The sequence below is a fragment of the Photobacterium sp. S4TG1 genome (genome assembly GCF_036040035.1).
In the GTDB taxonomy this organism is placed as follows: domain Bacteria; phylum Pseudomonadota; class Gammaproteobacteria; order Enterobacterales; family Vibrionaceae; genus Photobacterium.
This window is the reverse complement of sequence record NZ_JAYXUH010000008.1, coordinates 90,672-113,237: the sequence shown is the minus strand read 5'-3', so window position 1 is coordinate 113,237 and position 22,566 is coordinate 90,672. Positions and strand designations below refer to the sequence as shown.

The window sequence follows — 22,566 nt, the reverse complement described above, 5'->3', positions numbered from 1 at the left end:
TTATATAATCATGGCTACAACATTGTCGCTAAGCGATTAATATCAGAAATTAACGCCCCCGCAGTCACATCTCGTCCAGCCCCAGGACCTCGAATCACTAATGGGTTCTCACGATACCACTGACTTTCTATCGCAAAAATATTATCACAAGGCAATAAGTTTGCTAATGCATGCTCATGGGGTAATGCTTCTAATCCAACATACGCTTTACCATGACGATCTAAACGTGCTACATAGCGTAGTACTTTATCTTCACGTGCCGCTCGTGCTAATTTTTTCGCTAACACCACATCGAGTTCAGATGCCTGCTCAAAAAAGGCATCAACCGTTAATTCACGTAAGCAAGCAGGAACCAATGATTCAACCTCCACTTGCTGTGGGTCGATTTCAAACCCCGATTCACGTGCTAAGATAACCAGCTTACGCATCACATCACTGCCATCCAGATCGTGACGAGGATCGGGCTCAGTTAACCCCTGCTGCCACGCTTGTTCAAGCAATTCAGAAAATGGCTGACTACCATCAAACTGTTGAAATAACCATGATAACGTGCCAGAAAAAATACCAGAGATAGCTAAAATACGATCGCCACTTTCTCGCAGATCACGTACGGTATGATTAATGGGTAACCCCGCACCAACCGTCGCGTTATACAGCCAATAACGGCTACTTTTAGCAAACGCATCAATAACCGCTTGATACTCTATCGTCGTCGCAGAACCGGCTATTTTATTCGCAGAAATAAGATGTAATCCACTTGCAGCAATACGTGGGTATAATGCCGCCAGCTGATAACTTGCGGTTACATCAATCACAACCACATCATCATAATCAACCGCAGCTAATTGAGATAATAAGTGCGGTAATTGATAATCTATCGCTTGATCATGAAACTGCGCTAACGCTGTCTGAGGCGCAATGCCTGTACTATTAATCCAACATTTATGCTGACCAACAATACCGATTAAATTAAATAGCATTCCATGTCGTAGCTCTAATGCTGCTTTTTCACGATTAAACAACCCTAACCAATGCTTACCGATATTGCCTTTGCCGCATAACACAATACCCACACTTTTTTGCGCTTGAAATAACGCTTGATGGATATCATTAACTAACGCATCCGTTTCAATATCGAGCAACACAGCCACTAAACTTAAACCTGACTCAGCCTCCGTCATAAATTCAACGGGTAAGCCTTTAAGTTGCTGATAGAAACCATGGCAATGATTCGGATTATTCAATACGCCAGCACCAACAGCGGCAACCATTGAAAAACCTTCTCGTAATCGAAGCTCAGCCGCAACACCGCTATCTTGCAATAACCTCAGCACGCTATTTACCATTTCTTGGGTATAGGCCAAAATAATGCGCCGCTTCCCTTTATCCATGGTTTGAGCCAATGGCTGTAATTGTGCTCGATCCAATAATAACTGCACGTCATGTTGAATATGTGCCACTGTCATTCCTTGCGGCACATCAAGCTCAATTAAACACACATCATTAAGTGATGAAATAATTTTAGCCCCGCGACCAGATGCTAATACTCGCTCAACCCGCGTCGAGCCTGATTCCGGTTGGTGACTACAACGTAAGGTTAAATCGAGACAACTTTGTGCGACAGGTTGTAACGTTCGACTATGTAAAACTGGTGCGGCAAGACGTGCTAATTCATTAGCCTCATCTAATCGCAATAAGGGCAACAGGCAAGCATTGCTGACTTTACGAGGATCGGCACTATAAACCCCCGCGACATCACTCCAAATTGTGACTCGATCTACTTTAGCTAAAGCACCGATGATCGTAGCGGAATAGTCAGAGCCATTACGGCCTAATAACACCGTTTGCTGATGTTGATTTGCAGCCATAAAACCAGTGATCACTAATCGCTGCTGCTGATATTGTACGATAAGTTGATCCAATAAAGGTTCAGATAAAGCTTTATTGACTTCCGGTTGCACTGCATGGTCGGCTCGTAAAAATAATCGAGAATCAATGGCTGTCGCGGCTAATTGTGATTGATTAAGTAGTGCACTTAATAAACGTGCTGACCATAATTCACCATGACCTAAAACCGCATTTGTAACCTCGGTCGTCATTGGTGACTGTCCCCACTGAGCAATTAACGCCAGCTCCGAAAATAGCTGCTGTTGTAATGGCTCTGCATATTTAGCCTCAAGTAACTCACTGATCAATTGCTGCTGAAATAATCTGATTGATAATAAAGTTTCATGGGCTTGGCGGCCATCGGTAGCTAATAGCTCTAACCATAACAACAATTGATTCGTCGTTTTTCCTGCCGCCGATACCACCACTAAATCGGTGCTATTAGAGTACGATTGTAAAATATCAGCGACACGGCGATAACACTCAGCATCGGCAAGGCTACTTCCACCAAATTTATGTAATTGGCGCAGATCTTTTTTCATCAGCAGCCCTCCTTTGCAATAGCAAACGCCTGTTTAAGATCAGCAATCAAATCTTGTGGGTCTTCTAAACCTACCGATAACCGCAACAAAGACGTAGAGATCCCTGCCGCTCGTTGTGCTTCATCAGTCATTGCACGATGAGTCATTGAAGCAGGATGAGCAATTAAACTTTCCGTTCCCCCCAATGATTCTGCTAGTGAGAATAATTGCAGTTTTTTAACAAATAATTCCAGTTGCTGATAACTTCCAGCAAATTCAAAACTCATCATTGAACCAAAACCACGCTGCTGACGTTTAGCAATCTCATGCCCTGGATGGGTAAGTAAACTTGGATGATAAATAGTGCCAACCAGCGATTGTTGTTGTAAATAAGCCAGCACTGCCGCACCATTTTCTTCATGCATTCTCATTCGTGGCGCTAAAGTACGTAATCCACGTAGTGTCAAATAGGCATCAAATGGTGCTCCAGTTGCCCCAATACAATTAGCCCACCAACTGAGATTTTCAGCCGCAGCTTGGTCTTTAGCAATTAAAACACCCCCGACAACATCAGAGTGGCCATTAATGTATTTGGTTGTTGAATGCACTACAAAATCAGCACCAAGCGATAATGGCTGTTGTAATAAGGGCGACAGGAAAGTGTTATCAACGGCAACTTGGCAACCAACCGCCTGTGCTTGTTGGCAGATCGCAGTAATATCAATCACGCGCACTAAAGGGTTTGAGGGAGTCTCAAGCCATAATAGCGCTGGTTTTTGTGCCAATGCAGCAGCTAAGGCTTCTGGATCTGATTGATCTATAAACAGAACTTTAAAGTCACCTTTTTGAGCACGAGTATTAAATAAACGGTAGCTTCCGCCATAACAATCATGAGGAGCAATCAATAAATCATCAGGACCTAAAACCGCAGACACCAATAAATTCATCGCAGCAGTACCACAATTGGTGACGACACCACCCGCACCGCCTTCCATGTCACTGAGAGCATCAGCTAGTGTGTTACGAGTTGGATTACCTGAACGGGAATAATCATATTGCGGTAACTCACCTAATGCTGGAAAACTGTAGGTGGACGTTAAATAGATTGGAGGCACAACAGCATTATATTGTGAATCAACGTCAATACCGGTTCGAACGGCAATAGTCGCAGGCTGCTTATCACTCATAATAACGTTCCTTGTTATAAGGGGGTGAACCCTGTAAATAAATAATGGTGGCTGTTAACAACCTTAACCACATCAAAACAAGACGTCAACACCTCTAGACGTCTATATGTCTTTGCTTATAGCGGTAAATCCCGCTAAAATTTAGTAATTGAAAAAAATAGTCGTGATCTAGCAACTGTTGTCTATCACTGTAGAGGACAAATCAGTGATGTTCACGTAATATCGCCGCCTATCATGACTATGTACTAACAACCGTCGTCGCGACATTGTTATCATCATTAATTAAACATCGCTGAGAAGGTAAAACATGGCAAAGTGGAATGGCGAATATATTAGCCCTTATGCAGAACACGGTAAGAAAAATGAACAAGTAAAAAAAATTACAGTGTCTATTCCATTAAAGGTTCTTAAAATTCTTACTGATGAACGTACTCGTCGTCAGGTCAATAACCTGCGCCACGCTACCAACAGTGAATTACTCTGTGAGGCTTTCCTACACGCCTACACTGGACAACCATTACCTACTGATGATGATATTCGTAAAGATCACCCCGATGATCTCCCCGCAGAAGCTAAAGCATTGATGGAAGCTATGGGTATCAGCTACGAAGATATTAATGAATAATATGGACATGAAATAGCAAAAAACCAGCACTTATGCTGGTTTTTTTATAGCGATAAATCTCAGCCATAAAAAAAGGGATGCTTGCGCATCCCTTTTTTTTAAATTCATCTGGCAAATAATTACTTGCTAGAAAGCGCACCGAAACGCTTGTTGAATTTGTCCACACGACCGCCAGAGCTAACTTGACGTTGCTTACCAGTGTAGAATGGGTGACACTTATCGCATACGTCAAGGTTAACGTCTTTGCTCATAGTAGAATTAAATACGAAAGTGTTGCCGCAAGAACAACGTGCGTTTACTGCTTTGTATTCTGGGTGGATACCTTGTTTCATGGGGAAACCTCAAGTTAAGGCCGTGTCGCTCTCCCGATCCAAAGCCGGGCACCACACGTGGTTAATAAAATAGTCTGTCGTAAATTTACGACAAATCAGGCGGCGTATAGTAATCAATCATTCTCCAGAGATCAACTCAGACACTGTTTTTTTATCGCTCTTTTATTGATCACCAAAACAGTAAATAATGGTTGCAACATAGCAGTACTTATCCCATATCACACGATCTGTTACTATTTAGTACAAGCTCAATTAAAGCGATAAAATATGACCCACCCAATAGCACGCGTTGCTTTACCTGTCCCACTAGATAAAACTTTTGACTATCTCATCAAGCCCAACACTACCCCTGTTATCGGTGGGCGTGTGCTGGTGCCTTTTGGTCGACAACGATTAGTTGGGATTGTGGTTGCTATTGGACATGATTCTGATTTTCCCATTCAACAGCTAAAACCTATTCAGCAAGTATTGGACGAGCAACCTTTATGGCAACCATCACTATTTAGCTTATTAAAATGGGCCAGTAGCTATTATCAATACCCTTTAGGTGACGCTCTAGCCAATGCGATGCCAACATTACTGCGTAAAGGTCGAGAAGCATCAACCGCACCATTAAAGTACTGGCACCTTACTGAAACGGGTCGAGAGCAGCCGTTAAATGGTTTAAAACGTGCGCCTAAACAAGCGCAAATCCTAAATCTATTACGTAATGGTCCACTCAGCCACGAAAGTTTACTCACTCATGAGGTCAGCAGCTCCACCCTCAAAACTATTGAGCAAAAAGGCTGGATTAGCGAACAACAACATCAACCGCAGCAACGTCAGTGGCAACCACAATTTGAGATTACAGAGCAGAAACCGCGTTTAAACGAAGAGCAAGCGTTAGCAATTGCAACGGTTAACAGCAATCCAGAATTTGGCTGTTATCTACTTGATGGCGTTACAGGCTCGGGTAAAACCGAGGTTTATCTTAATTTACTTGAACCCATTTTAGCGGCGGGTAAACAGGCGTTAATTTTAGTGCCAGAAATTGGCCTAACGCCACAAACAATCAATCGTTTTAAGCGCCGTTTTAATGTGCCATTAGAAACCGTACATTCAGGCTTAAACGATAGCGAACGCATGGCAGCATGGTTGGCAGGGCGAGATAATCAGGCAGGGATCATTATTGGCACCCGTTCAGCACTGTTTACGCCCTTTGCTAATCTTGGCATTATCATTGTTGATGAAGAGCATGATGCTTCATACAAGCAACAAGATAGTTTACGTTACCATGCTCGCGATCTAGCCGTAATGCGAGCCAATAAAGAAAATATTCCAATAGTGTTAGGTTCAGCAACGCCAGCACTGGAAACACTGCATAACGCACAAACAGGCAAATATCACTATCTGACACTCTCTAAACGTGCAGGTAATGCGAGTGCTGCACGTCATGGTGTTATTGATGTCAAAGGCCTGTATTTAAACGCGGGGTTATCAGCACCATTAATTGCAGAAATGCGTAAGCACCTCAATGCGGGCAATCAAGTGATGCTGTTTCTTAATCGGCGTGGATTTTCACCCGCGATGATGTGCCATGAGTGCGGCTGGATCGCCGAGTGTGATCGTTGTGATGCGTATTACACCCTCCATCAGCAATCTGGAGAATTACGGTGTCATCACTGTGCCACTCAACGGCCGATTATGCACCAATGCCAGCAGTGTGGCTCGACTCAGTTGTTACCTGTTGGAGTGGGTACAGAGCAACTTGAAGCCCAATTGGCCGAATTGTTCCCTGAATTTAAAACAGTACGAATCGACCGTGATAGTACTCGTCGTAAAGGGGCATTAGAAAACTATTTAGAAGCCATTAAAAATAATGAATATCAAATTTTAATTGGCACCCAAATGCTTGCTAAAGGTCACCACTTTCCTAATGTAACCTTAGTGGCATTAATTGATGTTGATAGTGCATTATTCAGTAATGATTTTCGCGCCTCTGAGCGATTAGCACAGCTGTTTATTCAAGTTGCAGGTCGTGCAGGTCGCGCCAGTAAACCGGGAGCTGTTTTATTACAAACCCACCATCCAGAGCATCAACTGCTACAATCATTACTGCATAAAGGCTATGGCGTTTTTTCTCAAGCAGCATTAACTGAGCGTCGTCAGGCATTATTACCGCCGTTTACTCACTTAGTATTATTACGTGCAGAAGCCAATGATAGCGACCTTGTGTGCCAGTTCTTACAACAAGTAAGAGGGATTTTTGAAGCAAGCCCGATATATGATCAAGACTGTTGTGTATTAGGGCCAAATCCAGCTCCCCTTGCTCGTCGTGCTGGCCGATTTCGGTGGCAATTAATTTTACAAATACCTAATAGAAATAAACTTCAGCAAATACTCAGTATTGCTAAGCCAGCGATTCAACTATTACCGTTAGCGAAAAAAATCAGGTGGTCGATTGATGTTGAACCACAAGATTTAACTTAAACTAGACAATGCGATGCATCTCACATAGCGAATGTAATTTATGCTATTGGAAGCATGTTTCAGCTTATGCATCCATTCTACAATATGTATATGAATTGACGTTTTTCAGTCAGTTACAATTAGTTGATGAGCATATCTGAATATATTTTCAAATCAGATAGTCAACTGTAAATTAGAAAGATATAGCACAAGAGGAAAGCACTATGGCGACAATGAAGGACGTTGCCCAGCTAGCCGGGGTATCAACCGCGACAGTTTCACGCGCGCTCATGAACCCGGAAAAAGTATCGGCCTCAACCAGGAAAAAGGTCGAGCAAGCCGTAATGGAAGCTGGATATTCACCCAATTCACTAGCACGCAATTTACGCCGCAATGAATCGAAAACTATCGTGACTATTGTTCCAGATATCTGTGATCCCTACTTCACAGAAATCATTCGAGGAATTGAAGAAGCGGCAATGGAAAATGGTTATTTAGTGCTACTGGGTGACAGTGGTCAACAACAGCGTCGTGAAAACTCATTCGCTAATTTAGTGTTTACTAAGCAAGCTGATGGTATGTTGCTATTAGGTAATAATTTACCGTTTGACGTCAGTAAACCTGAACAAAAAAATCTGCCGCCATTAGTCATGGCATGTGAATATGCGCCGGAACTTGAATTACCAACAGTGCACATTGATAACTTAACTGCAGCCTTTGATGCGGTGAATTACTTGACTCAAATGGGCCATAAGCGAATAGCTCAAATTACAGGGCCAGATAAAGCAGCTTTATCACAATTTCGTCAGCAAGGTTATCAACAGGCCCTTCGTCGTGGAGGTATAACTTTAAATCCAGCCTACACTATTAAAGGTGATTTTAGTTTTGCAGCAGGTGCCCGTGCTATCACGGCATTACTTGCTTTGCCTGAGCCGCCAACAGCATTATTTTGCCACTCAGACGTAATGGCAATTGGCGCCATGCAACAGGCAAAACGGTTAGGTTTACGCGTACCACACGATATTTCTATTGTTGGTTTTGATGATATTCAATTTGCAGAATATTGCGATCCACCATTAACAACTGTCTCACAACCCCGTTATGAGATTGGCCGTCAGGCAATGTTGATGTTATTAGAATTACTGAAAGGCAAAGATGTCCAAGCGGGATCACGATTATTGGATGCCAAACTGGTTATTCGTGAAAGTGCGGCGCCGCCAAGTCGCTAATTTATCTATCCCCATATTTAATACGTTACTGCACAGAGATCATAAAATCTGGCATCTTTGTTACAATATGGGGTTAATTATCAGCGAAACAGCGATAATAACTGGTCAGGATCAATCCAACTTTGTAACATAGCGTCCTATCTATCTACCCAAACTAATTTGTCGATATCGTGGCTACTAAAGATTATGTAAAACGTGGACGCTCAACAAAATCAGCGTCACCAAAAGCAAAAGCTAACCCTAAAGGCAAAAAAGTGCCGACAACTGGTTTTCCAACCAAGTGGGCTGCTTTCGCTGTTGTTTTAGTGTGTGGGCTGATTACGAGTTTATTTTTCCTTTCTGGTACTGATGTTCCTGAAAATGAGCCCGCCATTCCTGCGGCTGTTATTATCAAACCACAACCACCAGCAAAAGTTAACACCACCGCTTTGCCTCCTAAACCAGAAGAAAAATGGCGTTACATTCAGGAACTAGAAAATAAAAAAGTCATTGTTCCCGACTTAACACCCAAAAAAATCATTGCTAAAGAGAAGCCAGCTAAGCCTTATTTATTACAATGCGGCGCTTATCACAGCCAAACTCAAGCAGATGAACGTAAAGCGATGATTGCGTTTCAAGGCTTAAATAGCCAAATAAAAGTATCAACGAATAACAAAGGTACTTGGTATCGTGTTGTACTTGGTCCTTACAAAAATAAACGTTTAGCAATGAATGATCAGAATAAATTACAACAACATGGCATTAGCCCTTGTGCAATTTGGTTCTGGGAATAATCATCATTAGCATGAATAACAATAAAGGATGCCATCATGGCATCCTTTTTTATTCTCTAAAGCTTAACATCACCCCACCCAGCAATTGTTATATACACCTTGAAAACCTGCCTCTCTATCCCCAGATCTAATAGCATTAATGATCCCGGCTAACGTCGGAGCTGAATCAAAGAGGGTTTAACGTGACAACTATTGTATCTGTTCGTCGTAACGACAAAGTCGTAATTGCTGGTGACGGCCAAGTCTCACTTGGCAATACGGTAATGAAAGGCAACGCTCGCAAAGTTCGTCGTCTCTATAATGATAAAGTACTTGCAGGTTTCGCTGGCGGTACCGCTGATGCCTTTACTTTATTTGAACGTTTCGAACGTAAATTAGAAATGCACCAAGGCCATCTATTGAAATCAGCCGTTGAGTTAGCCAAAGATTGGCGTACCGATCGTGCTCTACGCAAGCTTGAAGCTTTATTAGTTGTTGCTGATGAAACAGGCTCATTAATCATTACTGGTAATGGTGATGTCGTACAGCCTGAGCATGATTTAGTTGCGATTGGTTCTGGTGGTAATTTTGCTCAAGCAGCTGCCATTGCATTATTGGAAAATACCGATCTTAGCGCCCGTGAAATTGCTGAAAAAGCGCTAAATATTGCGGGTGACATTTGTGTATTTACTAACCACAATCATACTATTGAAGAATTAGAAACTAAGTAAGGAAGTTGCAATGTCTGAAATGACTCCTCGCGAAATCGTTCATGAACTTGACCGCCATATTATCGGCCAAGACAAAGCCAAGCGAGCGGTGGCGATTGCACTGCGTAACCGCTGGCGTCGTATGCAGCTTCCTGAAGAGCTGCGTGTAGAAGTAACCCCAAAAAATATTTTAATGATTGGTCCAACCGGTGTTGGTAAAACAGAAATCGCACGCCGATTAGCAAAACTGGCGAATGCACCGTTCATTAAAGTTGAAGCGACCAAATTTACTGAAGTCGGTTATGTCGGTAAAGAAGTTGAAACTATCATTCGTGATCTAACTGATGTCGCTGTAAAAATGGTACATCAGCAAGCGACTGAAAAAGTACGTGTACATGCAGAAGAACTCGCAGAAGAACGTATTCTTGATGTGTTATTGCCACCAGCACGCGATGCTTGGGGACAAAACGAAGAAGTAGCAACAGAATCAACGACGCGTCAATCTTTCCGTAAGAAATTACGTGAAGGTAAACTTGATGATAAAGAAATCGAAATTGATATTGCAGCGCCACAAATGGGCGTTGAAATCATGGCGCCTCCTGGTATGGAAGAAATGACCAACCAGTTACAAGGCATGTTCCAAAATCTTGCGGGTAACACCAGTAAAAAACGCAAAATGAAAATCAAAGATGCGTTAAAAGCAGCGACTGAAGAAGAAGCGGCAAAACTGGTTAACCAAGAAGAATTAAAAGAACAAGCCATTTTCGCGGTTGAAAATAACGGTATTGTCTTTATTGATGAAATCGATAAGATTTGTAAGCGTGGCGAATCATCAGGCCCTGACGTTTCTCGTGAAGGTGTACAGCGTGATTTATTACCATTAGTTGAAGGCAGCACAGTATCAACTAAACATGGCATGGTTAAAACAGACCACATTCTATTTGTGGCATCAGGTGCATTCCAAGTTGCTAAGCCATCAGATTTAATTCCTGAGCTACAAGGTCGTTTACCGATCCGCGTTGAATTGGATGCACTGAGCAGTCATGACTTTAAACGCATTCTTACTGAGCCCAAAGCATCGTTAACGCAACAATACGTAGCACTAATGGCTACGGAATCTGTCGATATAGAATTTACGGCTGAAGGTATTGAAAGCTTAGCGGAAGCAGCATGGCAGGTAAATGAGCGTACTGAAAATATAGGTGCTCGTCGTTTACATACGGTAATGGAACGCCTAATGGAAGAGATTTCTTATGATGCGAGTGAAAAATCTGGCGAGAAATTCCTTATCGATGACGCGTATGTACAAGCACGCTTAGGCGAATTCGTTGCTGATGAAGATTTAAGTCGCTTCATTTTATAATCGAATTTAGACTAACAGTTAACACAATAAACGGTGCGTTTTATCGCACCGTTTTTTTTATTCTTTAACAAACATTGATCGGATAAATTTGCGCCTGACCAAATTTACGCCATAATACCTTTTCAGTATTCACTTTAAGTATCTAATTTATGAACTCACCCTCTTCACTGACAATTTGGTTAGATGCCGCAAGACCAAAAACCTTACCCCTTGCCATCGCTTCTATTGTCTGCGGTAGCGCAGTAGCAAAATGGCACGACAATTTTTCTGCAAGTATTGCAGCTCTTGCGCTATTAACTGCCTTGTTATTACAAATTCTATCTAATCTTGCTAATGATTATGGCGACGCCGTTAAAGGCACAGATAATGATGACCGTTTAGGCCCACAACGGGCAATGCAATCAGGCTTAGTTACTGCAGCCACAATGCGTAAAGCGATGATTATAAACATCATTCTTACCGCTATCAGTGGCTTAACCTTAATTTTAGTGGCTTGTAAGAACCCGCATGACATTATCGGTTTTTTAATCTTGGGCTTACTTGCAATAGCAGCATCGATTGCTTATACCGTGGGCAATAAACCTTATGGCTATCAAGGTCTTGGCGATCTATCTGTACTGATATTTTTCGGCTGGCTGGGTGTTGCAGGAACGTATTATCTTCAAACGGGACAGATTGACTCACTGATCATGTTACCGGCAACGGCATGTGGTTTATTGGCTGTCGGTGTACTAAATATCAATAATTTACGTGATATTGATAATGATAAAGCATGTGGCAAACAAACCTTAGTGGTGCGTATGGGTCCACAATGGGGCCGTAAATACCATCTGATATTACTTTCTACTAGCGTGATATTTTTTAGTTTATTCGCGCTATTAGAAGTGAAATCTCTTTTTGGGTGGCTATTCATTTTAAGCCTACCACTACTGATCAATCATGGTCGACAAGTGTACAATTCTGTTGATGGCGCTGCGCTTCGTCCAATGATGGCAACCATGGTTAAGTGTGCGTTAATCACTAACCTATTATTTGCTATTGGTATGGTATTAGCATAATCACTGATACAAATTGCAATGCGATATCAACTGGTTATAATTTAAACAACCTTTTTTGTTTTCAGCTACCAATAAGAAGCCTGCCCATGGAATATAATACATCTGAGCTTTGTGATATCTATCTCGACCAAGTTGATGTGGTTGAACCTATGTTCAGCTCTTACGGTGGTCGCAGTGCATTTGGCGGTCAAATCACGACCATTAAATGTTTTGAGAATAATGGGGTTATTCATGACGTTTTATCCCAGCCTGGCGCTGGGCGAGTATTGCTAGTCGATGGTGGAGGCTCATTACGCCGTGCTTTAATTGATATCGATCTCGCTCAATTAGCCGTTGAAAATCACTGGGAGGGGCTCATTATTTATGGCAGCGTCCGCCATGTTGATGAACTGGATAGACTCGATCTAGGAATTCAGGCACTCGCTGCGATTCCTGTTGGTGCAGATCAACAAACCATTGGTGAGATTGATGTTGCGGTGAATTTTGGTGGAGTAACCTTTTTACCTGAAGATCATATTTATGCGGATAATACTGGCGTTATTTTATCGCCAGAAGCATTAGATATAGACTAATCACTCATAAATAAAATGGCTACAATACAAAAAATCGGCTCGGTATATCACCTGTGAAGGGAGCTATACCGAGCCGATAATCGTATTAAAATAAATACGCGATTATTCTACGCTATCCATTTTACCTAGCAGTGTACGTACGCGATCTTGCCATACGTTATGCTCACCACGTAGCTTTTCGTTATCTTGAACAAGACTCTCACGACCAGAACGTAGTTCTTGTGCTTCCATAGCTAGGCTATCATTTTTTTCTTTTAGTTCATCAATTTCCATTTGTAGTAAAGAAATTGAATCCACAGCCATTTGAACTTTGGCTTCCAATTTTTCCAACATTTCTAGAGACATATTGTTCACCTGATCTATGCCCATATATTTACCTTAACAATTCAAGGTAATCTCTACGGACAGGGTTATATACATTTAACAGCTATTCTAACGAGGCATTGGCTTGCTGACATCTACATTTCCACCACATTAGTGCAAATGAATGAAAATCATACAAGTCTGATGTAATTATTGCAAAGTCAGTAAATATCAGCCTTACTTAGTCGCTAAAAACAGCTAAATTCAACGACCTCAGCGTGTTTTATAGCGCCAGATACCTTTCTCGCCTCGTTTCACATTCTGCTACCAATAATGTGGTATCTATGAACTTTCTCAAATTCTGTTCCACATTACCATGATAATTTACCCCTGCGATTTTATATGCCGCAGTTATCGCGAATAACGATGATTGCAGTATCAGCCTAATATCACGATCCATGATCTCACGCCATCAACACGACAATAAAAAGCCACCAAACGCTCACTTTAGAAAACAATTTACGCTCGAACGCACATTTTTGAGCCGTTATTATTTTAAAAAAAAGTAACTATTGTAAATTACAGCGCATGAAGGATAACGCAATACCCTACATTACCCATCAAAAGGACTGACAATATGACAAGTTCCAAACCTAATGCGCTCGTCGGAGAATGTTTTGCGGAATTTATCGGTACTGGACTACTGATATTTTTTGGCGTTGGCTGTGTCGCTGCCCTGAAATTAACCGGTGCTGACTTTGGTCAATGGGAAGTAAGTATCATGTGGGGTCTTGGCGTTGCCATTGCGATTTACGTCACGGCAGGGGTTTCTGGTGCCCATTTAAATCCAGCGGTGACTATTGCATTAGCCAGTTTCCATGGTTTCAATAAACGCAAAGTATTGCCTTATATTATGTCACAAGTGTTGGGAGCCTTTGCTGCTGCAGCCTTAATTTATGGGCTATACAGCAATTTATTTACTGATTATGAAGCCAGCCATAATATTGTTCGAGGAACAGTTGCTAGCCTAGATACTGCCTCTATTTTTTCAACCTTCCCTCACCCATCATTAAGTTTTGGTGGTGCTTTCGCCGTTGAATTTACTATTACCGCAGTATTGATGTTTGCCATTTTAGCTATCGGTGATGATAAAAATGGTGCTCCCCGTGGCGCTATGGGACCATTATTGATAGGTTTACTAATTGCTGTTATTGGCGGTTCGTTAGGTCCTCTAACGGGTTTTGCTATGAACCCCGCCCGTGATTTCGGCCCTAAACTACTGACCTTCTTTGCAGGTTGGGACACGGTGGCACTCACTGGTGCTAAAGATATTCCTTACTTTATCGTTCCTATTCTGGCGCCAATTTGTGGTGCGCTTTTTGGTGGCTGGGCCTACCCTAAACTGATTGGGATTTATCTACCAGGCAACAAATGTACCCTACCGAATAAATGCGAAGGCAATACGGATACACCTGCGGTTGAAGCATAAAATTTAATCCATCAACACAATCAAAGGGGCATTAACCTCGCCCCTCAATTGAAACTGACTCTATATAATAAAGATAACGAGGAACTCATCATGACTACTGAACGAAAATATATTGTGGCGTTAGATCAAGGAACAACCAGTTCTCGAGCCGTTGTGCTCGATCACAATGCCAATATCGTTTGTTCGTCACAACGCGAATTCACTCAAATTTATCCTAAAGCAGGTTGGGTTGAACATGATCCTCTTGAAATTTATGCGACCCAAAGTTCAACCATGGTTGAAGCATTAGCTAAAGCAGGTATTCGCAGCGATCAAGTTGCAGCAATTGGTATTACTAACCAACGTGAAACCACCATTGTTTGGAACAAAAAAACAGGTAAGCCTGTCTACAACGCTATCGTCTGGCAATGCCGCCGTACCGCCGACATATGTGAAGATCTAAAACAACAAGGCTTAACAGATTATATTCGTGAAACCACAGGGTTAGTGGTTGATCCGTACTTCTCTGGTACTAAAGTTAAATGGATTCTAGATAACGTTGAAGGTGCTCGCGAACAAGCAGAAGCAGGTGAGTTATTATTTGGTACTGTCGATACTTGGTTAATTTGGAAAATGACCCAAGGACGTGTATTTGTTACTGATTACACCAACGCCTCTCGTACCATGCTATTTAATATCAACACACTACAGTGGGATGAGAAATTACTTTCGGTATTGAATATTCCATTATCAATGATGCCTGAAGTAAAAGCATCATCTGAAGTTTATGGCCAAACCAACATTGGTGGTAAAGGCGGTACTCGTATTCCTATTGCAGGTATTGCTGGCGATCAGCAAGCCGCATTATTTGGTCAAATGTGTGTTTCAGCAGGCCAAGCTAAAAATACTTATGGCACCGGTTGTTTCTTATTAATGAATACCGGCAAAGAAAAAGTCACCTCACATAATGGACTATTAACGACTCTCGCTTGTGGCCCTAAAGGTGATGTTGCTTACGCCCTTGAAGGTGCAGTCTTTATGGGCGGCGCTTCCATTCAATGGTTACGAGATGAAGTAAAACTACTTAGTGATGCTAACGATTCAGAATACTTTGCAGAAAAAGTGGGCAGCGCTAACGGTGTCTATGTCGTACCAGCCTTTACTGGTTTAGGAGCTCCTTATTGGGACCCGTATGCACGTGGCGCTATTGTTGGACTTACTCGCGGCGTAAACTCTAACCATATTATTCGTGCCACCCTTGAAAGTGTTGCTTACCAAACTCGCGATGTACTTGATGCGATGCAGGCTGACTCAGGCATTAAACTTGATATTTTACGGGTTGATGGTGGCGCTGTTGCCAATAACTTCTTAATGCAATTCCAAGCAGATATTTTAGCAACAGAAGTACATCGTCCAAAAGTTACCGAAGTCACCGCACTTGGTGCTGCGTACTTGGCGGGCCTAGCAATTGGTTTCTGGGATAGTATTGATGAGCTTCAACACAAATCACAATTAGATCGAAGTTTTACACCGTGTGAAGACGATAAAAAACGTAACCGTCGTTACCGTGGTTGGCAACGTGCGGTTGAGTGTGCCAAAGGTTGGGCATTTGACGAAGAAGATGACGACGAATAAATTTCACGTTAATACCCTCTAAGATCAGGCCTGCTTATTATAGCAGGCCTTTTTTATTTTTATTACAACCACATAATCCTAATTCCGTTGCGTTAGATCATCAATCTACTGCCTAGACAATCTAATTTCCCACCGTGTTGAGGAACCAATTATGCTAGAATTTGCGCTGAATTTTTATACCCTTGAACCTACCGATATCTATATCTGGAGTTATCATGAAAGGCGATTTAGCAATAGCATTTGCTCGTGTTACCGAAGGCGCAGCCCTTGCCGGCCATAAATGGTTAGGCCGCGGCGATAAAATTGCAGCAGACAATGCGGCAGTTGAAGTTATGCGTACCCTGCTTAACCACACTAATATCAATGGTGAAATTGTTATTGGTGAAGGTGAAATCGACGAAGCGCCAATGCTCTATATTGGTGAACACGTGGGCTGTGGTGGTTGTGCGGTTGATATTGCCGTTGATCCTATCGAAGGCACACGCATGACGGCAATGGGACAAAATAATGCCCTTGCAGTACTTGCTGCTGGTGAAAAAGGTAGCCTGCTAAAAGCGCCAGATATGTACATGGAAAAATTGGTTGTGGGTCCACAAGCTAAAGGCGTTATCGATCTTGATAAACCTCTAGCTGACAACTTTGCAGCGATTGCTACTGCATTAAACAAACCACTGAGTGAGTTGGTTGTTACTATTCTTGCGAAGCCTCGTCACGATCAACTTATCACTGAAATGCATGCCATGGGTGTGCGTGTATTTGCTTTCCCTGACGGTGATGTTGCAGCATCTATTCTTACATGTATGCCTGAAAGTGATGTTGATGTGATGTATTGCATTGGTGGCGCACCAGAAGGGGTGGTTTCAGCTGCCGCTATTCGCGCATTAGGTGGTGACATGCAAGGCCGTTTACTGCCTCGCCATCAAGTAAAAGGTGACACTGAAGAAAATCGCCGTTTAGGTGAAATGGAAATTCGTCGTTGTGAAGAAATGGGCATTGAACCAAACACACTACTGCGCCTTGAAGACATGGCACGCAGTAATGATGTGATCTTTGCAGGCACAGGGATTACTAAAGGTGATTTAGTTGATGGTATTCAGCGCCAAGGTGATATCGCCACCACTGAAACACTATTGATTAGCGGCAACTGTGGCACCATGCGTCGTATAAAATCAAGCTACGACTTAAATCGCCAACATGACGCCGTTAAGCAACACACGCTATAACACGCCCTCGTTATCAATAAAAAATGCACTTCGGTGCATTTTTTATCTCTCTTAGCGCACCTTACCCGCCTAACCCTGATCTTATTTTCAGATCACTCACATCATAAATACGCCATTCTTAAACCTAAGAAGTCCTATTTTTAACGCACTATTATATTGTAAAGATATTGCTTTATTTAATAAGCTGATCCCATAATATAATAAGAGCAACAATGATGACTGATTATGAAAACTATTGAAAAAATCCTCTATCACATCAAATATGATGGCCCCGTTACGGCTAAAGTATTAGCCGATAAATTTCAGCTAACCACGATGGGTATTCGTCAACATCTACAATCGATGGAAGAACAAGGCTTAGTGGATGCTTATGATGTAAAAGTTAAAGTCGGCCGTCCAACGCGCCATTGGCAACTCACGTCTCAAGGTCACCAACAATTTAGTAATCATCATGGTGAGCTTGCGGTACAAACCCTAGAGGCTGTCAGTGATTTATTTGGTCAACAAGGTCTACAAGCGATCATTGAAAAACGAGAACAACACACATTAAATCACTATCAGGCCGCTATTGCTGATTGCTCTGATTTAAAAAGTAAACTCGTCGCACTCACCGAATTACGTCAGCATGATGGCTATATGGCAGAACTAATCAGCGATGATAACGGGTTTTTATTAGTTGAAAATCATTGCCCAATTTGCCAGGCTGCGACTCGCTGTCCATCACTTTGCCATTCTGAGCTGGCTATTTTTCAACAACTTTTAGGCGAGCAGGCACATATTCAACGTCAAGAACATATTATTACAGGCCAAAGGCGCTGTGCTTATCGAATAACATCCAAATAACGAGGAGGCCATTATGGCTGATTGGATCCCTGCACAAGTTATTGCTAACCGTCACTGGAACCAAGACTTATTCAGTTTATCGCTACGAGCCAATATTGAACCGTTTAAAGCGGGACAGTTTACTAAGCTTGGCATAATGAACGGTGATAATTTGATCCAACGCGCCTACTCGTTTGTAAACCCGCCCCAAGAATCTGATATTGAAATTTACGCGACACGTGTCGCTGATGGTTTGTTATCACCTCGATTACATGCATTACAAGCAGGCGATACCGTCCAAATATCAGCACGAGCCAGTGGCTTCTTTACCCTTGATGAAGTACCGACAGGTCAACATTTATGGCTGTTCGCAACGGGAACAGCAATTGGGCCTTATTTATCAATTTTAGGCCAAAAAGAAGTCTGGCATAAATACCGTAAGATTATTGTTATCCACGCGGTACGTTTTGCTGCAGATCTAAGTTATCAAGCTGAGATCAGTGCCCTTAAACAACAATATGGCGATCAACTTATCGTGCAGCCATTTGTGAGTCGCGAACCGGCACCACTTTGCTTAACTGGCCGCATACCACAAGCCATTGCTGATGGTTTATTAGAGCGGCATGTGGGTTTATACCTAACCCCTGAAAATAGCCAAGTAATGCTCTGTGGTAACCCACAAATGGTACGCGATACAAAAGCAGTACTTGAAGCAAAAGGGCTGACTAAAAATCTGCGTCGTAAGCCAGGGCAAATAACCATGGAACATTACTGGTAATTGTTAACGCTACTTTGTCATTGCTTATTATTGAGCCTGAAGCGTCGGGCTCAATCTCAACTATAATAAAAACGCCTTCGCCGCTAGCGTCTATCATTATGATAGAACTTCCATCAAGGAATAGCGGATGCACTCACTGCCTGACTTCGACCAACTGGTACACCTAGCCACAACAGATCCCCATCAGTTCGCATTATTGCGCCAACGGTTAGTTGAACAAGCTATTGCCCAAGCCGCTCCTAATATGCAACCACGATTACAAGCTCAACAAAGCCATATAGATCGCCTTATTAGCCACGCGAAAAACCCACTCCATAGCAACATTTTATTGCAGCAAGAATTACAGCGCCAATTACAACGTTTCAGCCAAGCACTGCAATCACCATCAGCGCAACAGCCAGCAAAAATATTGCCCTTTAAATGATAAAATCATGGTTTCCCCTCAACAGCATATTCCGCCAAAACGTCACAAAAAATCGACAAAAAACTGCATATATTGAAATATTTTTCTATTTGTAGTTCACTTTTTGTCTCGAAAAGGGTACAACCAAGCACATTAATGATTTTGAACAGTAAAAATTCAGTTTCGACTGGTATATTTTTACGTAGTTAAGTTAATTACGTCATTTAAATTTGGAGAAAAACTATGCGCCATCCTGTAGTTATGGGTAACTGGAAACTAAACGGCAGCAAAGAAATGGTTGTTGCTCTACTAAACGGTCTTAACACTGAACTTGAAGGTGTTACAGGCGTAGACGTTGCAGTTGCTCCACCAGCACTTTTCATTGATCTTGCTGAGCGTACGCTTACTGACGCTGGTAGCGCGATCATCCTAGGTGCTCAAAACTCTGACCTACACAACAGCGGTGCATTCACTGGCGACATGTCTCCAGCTATGCTGAAAGAATTTGGTGCTACTCACATCATCATTGGTCACTCTGAGCGTCGTGAATACCACCACGAATCAGACGAATTTGTTGCTGAAAAATTTGCTTTCCTAAAAGAAAATGGTCTAACACCTGTTCTTTGTATCGGTGAGTCAGAAGCACAAAACGAAGCAGGCGAAACAGTTGCAGTTTGTGCTCGTCAACTTGACGCAGTAATCAACACTCAAGGCGTTGAAGCACTAAACGGCGCGATCATCGCTTATGAACCAATCTGGGCTATCGGTACAGGTAAAGCAGCAACAGCTGAAGATGCACAACGCATCCACGCTCAAATCCGTGCTCACATTGCAGAGAAATCTGAAGAAGTAGCTAAGAACGTTGTTATCCAATACGGCGGTTCTGTTAAGCCTGAAAACGCTGCAGCTTACTTTGCACAACCAGACATCGATGGTGCTCTAGTTGGCGGCGCGGCACTTGACGCACAAAGCTTTGCAGCTATCGCTAAAGCAGCGGCTGAAGCTAAAAAATAATCTTTCTTAATGATTGATTAGATCAAGGTCACCTTTGGGTGGCCTTTTTATTGTCGTAAATAAAGCGCAGCATCAAAGCAATTACCCCATAAAAAAAGGCCGATATAAATATCGACCTTCATGATTTCAGTATTTTTATAACGTAATTTTAGAACAGCTTTTCAGCCAACTCATATAAATCGTTACGTACTGGACGACGCATATTTTCAATTGCATCGATAATGTCATGGTGTACCAGTTTTTCACACTGAATACCCACACAACGACCACCCTCTCCTTGTTGAAGAAGATCAACAGCATATGCGCCCATGCGAGATGCTAATACTCGGTCAAACGCTGTTGGTTGACCACCACGCTGAATATGGCCAAGTACTGTTGCACGAGTCTCACGACCAGTTTCTGCTTCAATGAATTTAGCCAATACATTCACATCAGTCATTAATTCAGTGATTGCGATAATCGCGTGCTTTTTACCTTTCGCAATACCTTTGTTGATATGTGCAATCAGTTGATCTTTATCAAGACCCGTTTCAGGAGTAATAATGTACTCACAGCCACCAGCAATTGCAGACATTAGGGTTAAATCACCACAGTGACGACCCATGACTTCAACAATAGAAATACGCTGGTGAGAAGATGACGTATCACGTAGGCGGTCAATTGCATCGATAACAGTGTTCATTGCTGTCATGTAACCGATAGTGTAATCAGTACCTGCAACATCGTTATCAATCGTACCTGGAATACCGATACAAGGGTAACCCATCTCAGTTAGCTTCTTCGCACCCATGTATGAGCCGTCGCCACCGATAACAACCAATGCATCAATACCGTGCAATTTCAGATTCTCAATCGCTTTTTCACGAATTTCCACTTCACGGAATTCAGGAAAACGAGCTGAACCTAAAAATGTACCGCCTTTGTTAATCACATCGGATACACTTTGACGATCAAGTTTTTTAATACAGTTATTGTAGAGGCCTTGGTAGCCATCAAAAATACCGTAAACTTCTAGATCTTCTGTCAACGCTGCACGAACTACGCCGCGAACCGCTGCATTCATACCAGGTGCGTCACCACCACTGGTCAAAACACCAATCTTCTTAATCATGGTTACCCTCTGACTTTGGGAATTGAAAAATCAAATCCAACACGACATACCGAGGTTCCCCTTCTCGATATCACAATCAATACTTATCAGACTGTGTTCGTGAAAACTGAAATTTTCCTACTTATGTAGGAGTATTACAATTTAAATGGAATATTTTGTTGATTCATATCACGCTAGCACATCACTTCCCCGTCACCGATACTTATCATCCGTCATCATGATTATTGTAATAATTTTTTGAATAAACCAATCATAATTAACAATCGCGGGTACCGTTAATGGTTGCAGAAATGTAGACAATAGCTAATATCACGCAGTATAGCTGTTTTATGATAAAAATTAATAACGAAACCTACCATAAAAATACAATCACTGCTTTATTCTCATACCATTTCAGAGTAAAGATCTTAAAAAAATCACTGAATAATAAACTTAATATCAAAAACAAAAAAAGCCACAGTCAAGACTATGGCTAATGGATGGCGTTGAACGCTTATCTATTGATGTTTAGTGACTATTTTTAGCCTCTAATCGCATTAAATGCTTTTCTGCTCGCTGTTGCTTTAGCTCTGTATATTTTTGCTTTTGTTCTGGTGTCAAAATATTAAGCATCTTATGACGCTGCTCTAGCATCGCAACACGACGTTCAACTTGTTGCTGCGACATTTTTTCAGCAATAGCACGTACTGCTGATTCATCAAAATTACTTGCTAATACCAACTTATCTAATTGCTGACGTTCAGCCATCATCATCTTATGATTTTCTAGTCGCTGTGCTTGATGCTCACTACGATTTGCTTGGCGTAAGGTTTTCATTTCTTGTTTTTGGGCTGCAGTAAGATCTAACTGACTAAAAATTTTTCCACCATGATGACCTTTCATCATACGGCCTTGGTGATCTTGATGATCTTGGCCTGCAAATGCAGACATAGAACCCAGTGCTAATGGCAATGCCATCGCGATAACAAGTGTTTTATTAAATATTTTCATCGTTGTTTCTCCAGCATTATCATGAATAAGTTGCCAGCGTTTTTGGCTTGGGAGTTATCATAACGGCTGGAAAGTAAAATGCTGTCTAGCAAACGTAAACTAGCGTAAAGCTAATGCAGCTTAACTTGGCGTACC

21 protein-coding genes are annotated in these 22,566 nt (G+C 42.0%); 15 read left to right on the top strand and 6 right to left on the bottom strand.

The window, feature by feature from the left end:
• Positions 1 to 14: 14 nt before the first annotated feature.
• A complete protein-coding gene (locus tag VXS03_RS11535) occupies positions 15 to 2,429 on the bottom strand; it encodes a bifunctional aspartate kinase/homoserine dehydrogenase II (protein WP_327763865.1) in 2,415 nt (804 codons plus the stop codon).
• The gene (locus VXS03_RS11530; protein ID WP_327763863.1) at positions 2,429 to 3,595 is read right to left on the bottom strand and encodes an O-succinylhomoserine (thiol)-lyase; all 1,167 of its coding nucleotides are present in this window, start codon (positions 3,593 to 3,595) and stop codon (positions 2,429 to 2,431) included. The genes VXS03_RS11535 and VXS03_RS11530 overlap by 1 nt, the downstream gene beginning before the upstream one ends.
• Positions 3,596 to 3,902: 307 nt before the next feature.
• On the opposite strand from VXS03_RS11530, the gene metJ reads away from it, so the two are divergent.
• Positions 3,903 to 4,220 (top strand): met regulon transcriptional regulator MetJ, encoded by a 318-nt coding sequence (metJ, locus tag VXS03_RS11525; RefSeq protein WP_036789456.1) that lies wholly within the window; start codon positions 3,903 to 3,905, stop codon positions 4,218 to 4,220.
• A gap of 119 nt (positions 4,221 to 4,339) precedes the next feature.
• On the opposite strand, the gene rpmE is transcribed toward metJ, so the two are convergent.
• Entirely contained in the window at positions 4,340 to 4,552 is a 213-nt protein-coding gene (gene rpmE, locus VXS03_RS11520; RefSeq protein ID WP_327763861.1) for a 50S ribosomal protein L31, read from the bottom strand.
• Between the two features lie 267 nt (positions 4,553 to 4,819).
• On the opposite strand from rpmE, the gene priA reads away from it, so the two are divergent.
• From priA to rraA, 7 genes are all read left to right on the top strand, one after another.
• Positions 4,820 to 7,021: a primosomal protein N' gene (gene priA / locus VXS03_RS11515; RefSeq protein WP_327763860.1), complete on the top strand. Its 2,202-nt coding sequence runs from the start codon at positions 4,820 to 4,822 to the stop codon at positions 7,019 to 7,021.
• Between the two features lie 182 nt (positions 7,022 to 7,203).
• Positions 7,204 to 8,229, top strand: coding sequence for a DNA-binding transcriptional regulator CytR (gene cytR / locus VXS03_RS11510; protein ID WP_255418369.1), 1,026 nt, complete (start codon positions 7,204 to 7,206; stop codon positions 8,227 to 8,229).
• Positions 8,230 to 8,399: 170 nt separating this feature from the next.
• Entirely contained in the window at positions 8,400 to 9,002 is a 603-nt protein-coding gene (locus tag VXS03_RS11505; RefSeq protein WP_327763859.1) for an SPOR domain-containing protein, read from the top strand.
• 182 nt (positions 9,003 to 9,184) lie between these two features.
• A complete protein-coding gene (gene hslV, locus VXS03_RS11500) occupies positions 9,185 to 9,712 on the top strand; it encodes an ATP-dependent protease subunit HslV (RefSeq protein WP_036789451.1) in 528 nt (175 codons plus the stop codon).
• 10 nt (positions 9,713 to 9,722) lie between these two features.
• Positions 9,723 to 11,054: an HslU--HslV peptidase ATPase subunit gene (gene hslU, locus VXS03_RS11495; protein WP_107276026.1), complete on the top strand. Its 1,332-nt coding sequence runs from the start codon at positions 9,723 to 9,725 to the stop codon at positions 11,052 to 11,054.
• Between the two features lie 149 nt (positions 11,055 to 11,203).
• Positions 11,204 to 12,112, top strand: a complete 909-nt coding sequence (locus VXS03_RS11490) for a 1,4-dihydroxy-2-naphthoate polyprenyltransferase (protein ID WP_327763858.1) — start codon at positions 11,204 to 11,206, stop codon at positions 12,110 to 12,112.
• A gap of 86 nt (positions 12,113 to 12,198) precedes the next feature.
• Entirely contained in the window at positions 12,199 to 12,684 is a 486-nt protein-coding gene (gene rraA, locus VXS03_RS11485) for a ribonuclease E activity regulator RraA (protein ID WP_327763857.1), read from the top strand.
• A gap of 102 nt (positions 12,685 to 12,786) precedes the next feature.
• On the opposite strand, the gene zapB is transcribed toward rraA, so the two are convergent.
• Positions 12,787 to 13,029 (bottom strand): cell division protein ZapB, encoded by a 243-nt coding sequence (gene zapB, locus VXS03_RS11480; protein WP_036789682.1) that lies wholly within the window; start codon positions 13,027 to 13,029, stop codon positions 12,787 to 12,789.
• A 595-nt stretch (positions 13,030 to 13,624) separates the two neighbouring features.
• On the opposite strand from zapB, the gene VXS03_RS11475 reads away from it, so the two are divergent.
• The 7 genes from VXS03_RS11475 to tpiA all read left to right on the top strand — a co-directional run bounded on the left by VXS03_RS11475 (position 13,625) and on the right by tpiA (position 20,330).
• Positions 13,625 to 14,476 carry an MIP/aquaporin family protein gene (locus tag VXS03_RS11475; protein ID WP_327763856.1) on the top strand — a complete coding sequence of 284 codons (852 nt, stop codon included), beginning with the start codon at positions 13,625 to 13,627 and terminating at the stop codon, positions 14,474 to 14,476.
• Between the two features lie 90 nt (positions 14,477 to 14,566).
• Positions 14,567 to 16,090: a glycerol kinase GlpK gene (gene glpK / locus VXS03_RS11470; protein ID WP_327763855.1), complete on the top strand. Its 1,524-nt coding sequence runs from the start codon at positions 14,567 to 14,569 to the stop codon at positions 16,088 to 16,090.
• A gap of 215 nt (positions 16,091 to 16,305) precedes the next feature.
• Positions 16,306 to 17,313 (top strand): class II fructose-bisphosphatase, encoded by a 1,008-nt coding sequence (glpX, locus tag VXS03_RS11465; protein ID WP_327763854.1) that lies wholly within the window; start codon positions 16,306 to 16,308, stop codon positions 17,311 to 17,313.
• A gap of 225 nt (positions 17,314 to 17,538) precedes the next feature.
• On the top strand, positions 17,539 to 18,156 hold the full coding sequence (locus VXS03_RS11460) for a helix-turn-helix transcriptional regulator (RefSeq protein ID WP_327763853.1): 618 nt from the start codon (positions 17,539 to 17,541) through the stop codon (positions 18,154 to 18,156).
• A gap of 13 nt (positions 18,157 to 18,169) precedes the next feature.
• A complete protein-coding gene (locus VXS03_RS11455) occupies positions 18,170 to 18,913 on the top strand; it encodes a ferredoxin--NADP reductase (protein ID WP_327763852.1) in 744 nt (247 codons plus the stop codon).
• Positions 18,914 to 19,040: 127 nt separating this feature from the next.
• Positions 19,041 to 19,337: a DUF3135 domain-containing protein gene (locus tag VXS03_RS11450; protein WP_327763850.1), complete on the top strand. Its 297-nt coding sequence runs from the start codon at positions 19,041 to 19,043 to the stop codon at positions 19,335 to 19,337.
• Positions 19,338 to 19,559: 222 nt separating this feature from the next.
• Positions 19,560 to 20,330 (top strand): triose-phosphate isomerase, encoded by a 771-nt coding sequence (gene tpiA, locus VXS03_RS11445; RefSeq protein ID WP_327763849.1) that lies wholly within the window; start codon positions 19,560 to 19,562, stop codon positions 20,328 to 20,330.
• Positions 20,331 to 20,478: 148 nt separating this feature from the next.
• On the opposite strand, the gene pfkA is transcribed toward tpiA, so the two are convergent.
• Both pfkA and VXS03_RS11435 read right to left on the bottom strand, forming a co-directional pair.
• The gene (pfkA, locus tag VXS03_RS11440; protein WP_327763847.1) at positions 20,479 to 21,441 is read right to left on the bottom strand and encodes a 6-phosphofructokinase; all 963 of its coding nucleotides are present in this window, start codon (positions 21,439 to 21,441) and stop codon (positions 20,479 to 20,481) included.
• A 507-nt stretch (positions 21,442 to 21,948) separates the two neighbouring features.
• Entirely contained in the window at positions 21,949 to 22,431 is a 483-nt protein-coding gene (locus VXS03_RS11435) for a CpxP family protein (protein ID WP_327763846.1), read from the bottom strand.
• Positions 22,432 to 22,566: the final 135 nt, after the last annotated feature.

Bases quoted from the DNA above. Each gene is read 5' to 3' on its own strand.
- VXS03_RS11535 (WP_327763865.1), bottom strand. From the start codon at position 2,429: ATGAAAAAAGATCTGCGCCAATTACATAAATTTGGTGGAAGTAGCCTT.
- VXS03_RS11530 (WP_327763863.1), bottom strand. From the start codon at position 3,595: ATGAGTGATAAGCAGCCTGCGACTATTGCCGTTCGAACCGGTATTGAC.
- metJ (WP_036789456.1), top strand. From the start codon at position 3,903: ATGGCAAAGTGGAATGGCGAATATATTAGCCCTTATGCAGAACACGGT.
- rpmE (WP_327763861.1), bottom strand. From the start codon at position 4,552: ATGAAACAAGGTATCCACCCAGAATACAAAGCAGTAAACGCACGTTGT.
- priA (WP_327763860.1), top strand. From the start codon at position 4,820: ATGACCCACCCAATAGCACGCGTTGCTTTACCTGTCCCACTAGATAAA.
- hslU (WP_107276026.1), top strand. From the start codon at position 9,723: ATGTCTGAAATGACTCCTCGCGAAATCGTTCATGAACTTGACCGCCAT.
- VXS03_RS11490 (WP_327763858.1), top strand. From the start codon at position 11,204: ATGAACTCACCCTCTTCACTGACAATTTGGTTAGATGCCGCAAGACCA.
- rraA (WP_327763857.1), top strand. From the start codon at position 12,199: ATGGAATATAATACATCTGAGCTTTGTGATATCTATCTCGACCAAGTT.
- zapB (WP_036789682.1), bottom strand. From the start codon at position 13,029: ATGTCTCTAGAAATGTTGGAAAAATTGGAAGCCAAAGTTCAAATGGCT.
- VXS03_RS11475 (WP_327763856.1), top strand. From the start codon at position 13,625: ATGACAAGTTCCAAACCTAATGCGCTCGTCGGAGAATGTTTTGCGGAA.
- glpK (WP_327763855.1), top strand. From the start codon at position 14,567: ATGACTACTGAACGAAAATATATTGTGGCGTTAGATCAAGGAACAACC.
- glpX (WP_327763854.1), top strand. From the start codon at position 16,306: ATGAAAGGCGATTTAGCAATAGCATTTGCTCGTGTTACCGAAGGCGCA.
- VXS03_RS11460 (WP_327763853.1), top strand. From the start codon at position 17,539: ATGAAAACTATTGAAAAAATCCTCTATCACATCAAATATGATGGCCCC.
- VXS03_RS11455 (WP_327763852.1), top strand. From the start codon at position 18,170: ATGGCTGATTGGATCCCTGCACAAGTTATTGCTAACCGTCACTGGAAC.
- VXS03_RS11450 (WP_327763850.1), top strand. From the start codon at position 19,041: ATGCACTCACTGCCTGACTTCGACCAACTGGTACACCTAGCCACAACA.
- tpiA (WP_327763849.1), top strand. From the start codon at position 19,560: ATGCGCCATCCTGTAGTTATGGGTAACTGGAAACTAAACGGCAGCAAA.
- pfkA (WP_327763847.1), bottom strand. From the start codon at position 21,441: ATGATTAAGAAGATTGGTGTTTTGACCAGTGGTGGTGACGCACCTGGT.
- VXS03_RS11435 (WP_327763846.1), bottom strand. From the start codon at position 22,431: ATGAAAATATTTAATAAAACACTTGTTATCGCGATGGCATTGCCATTA.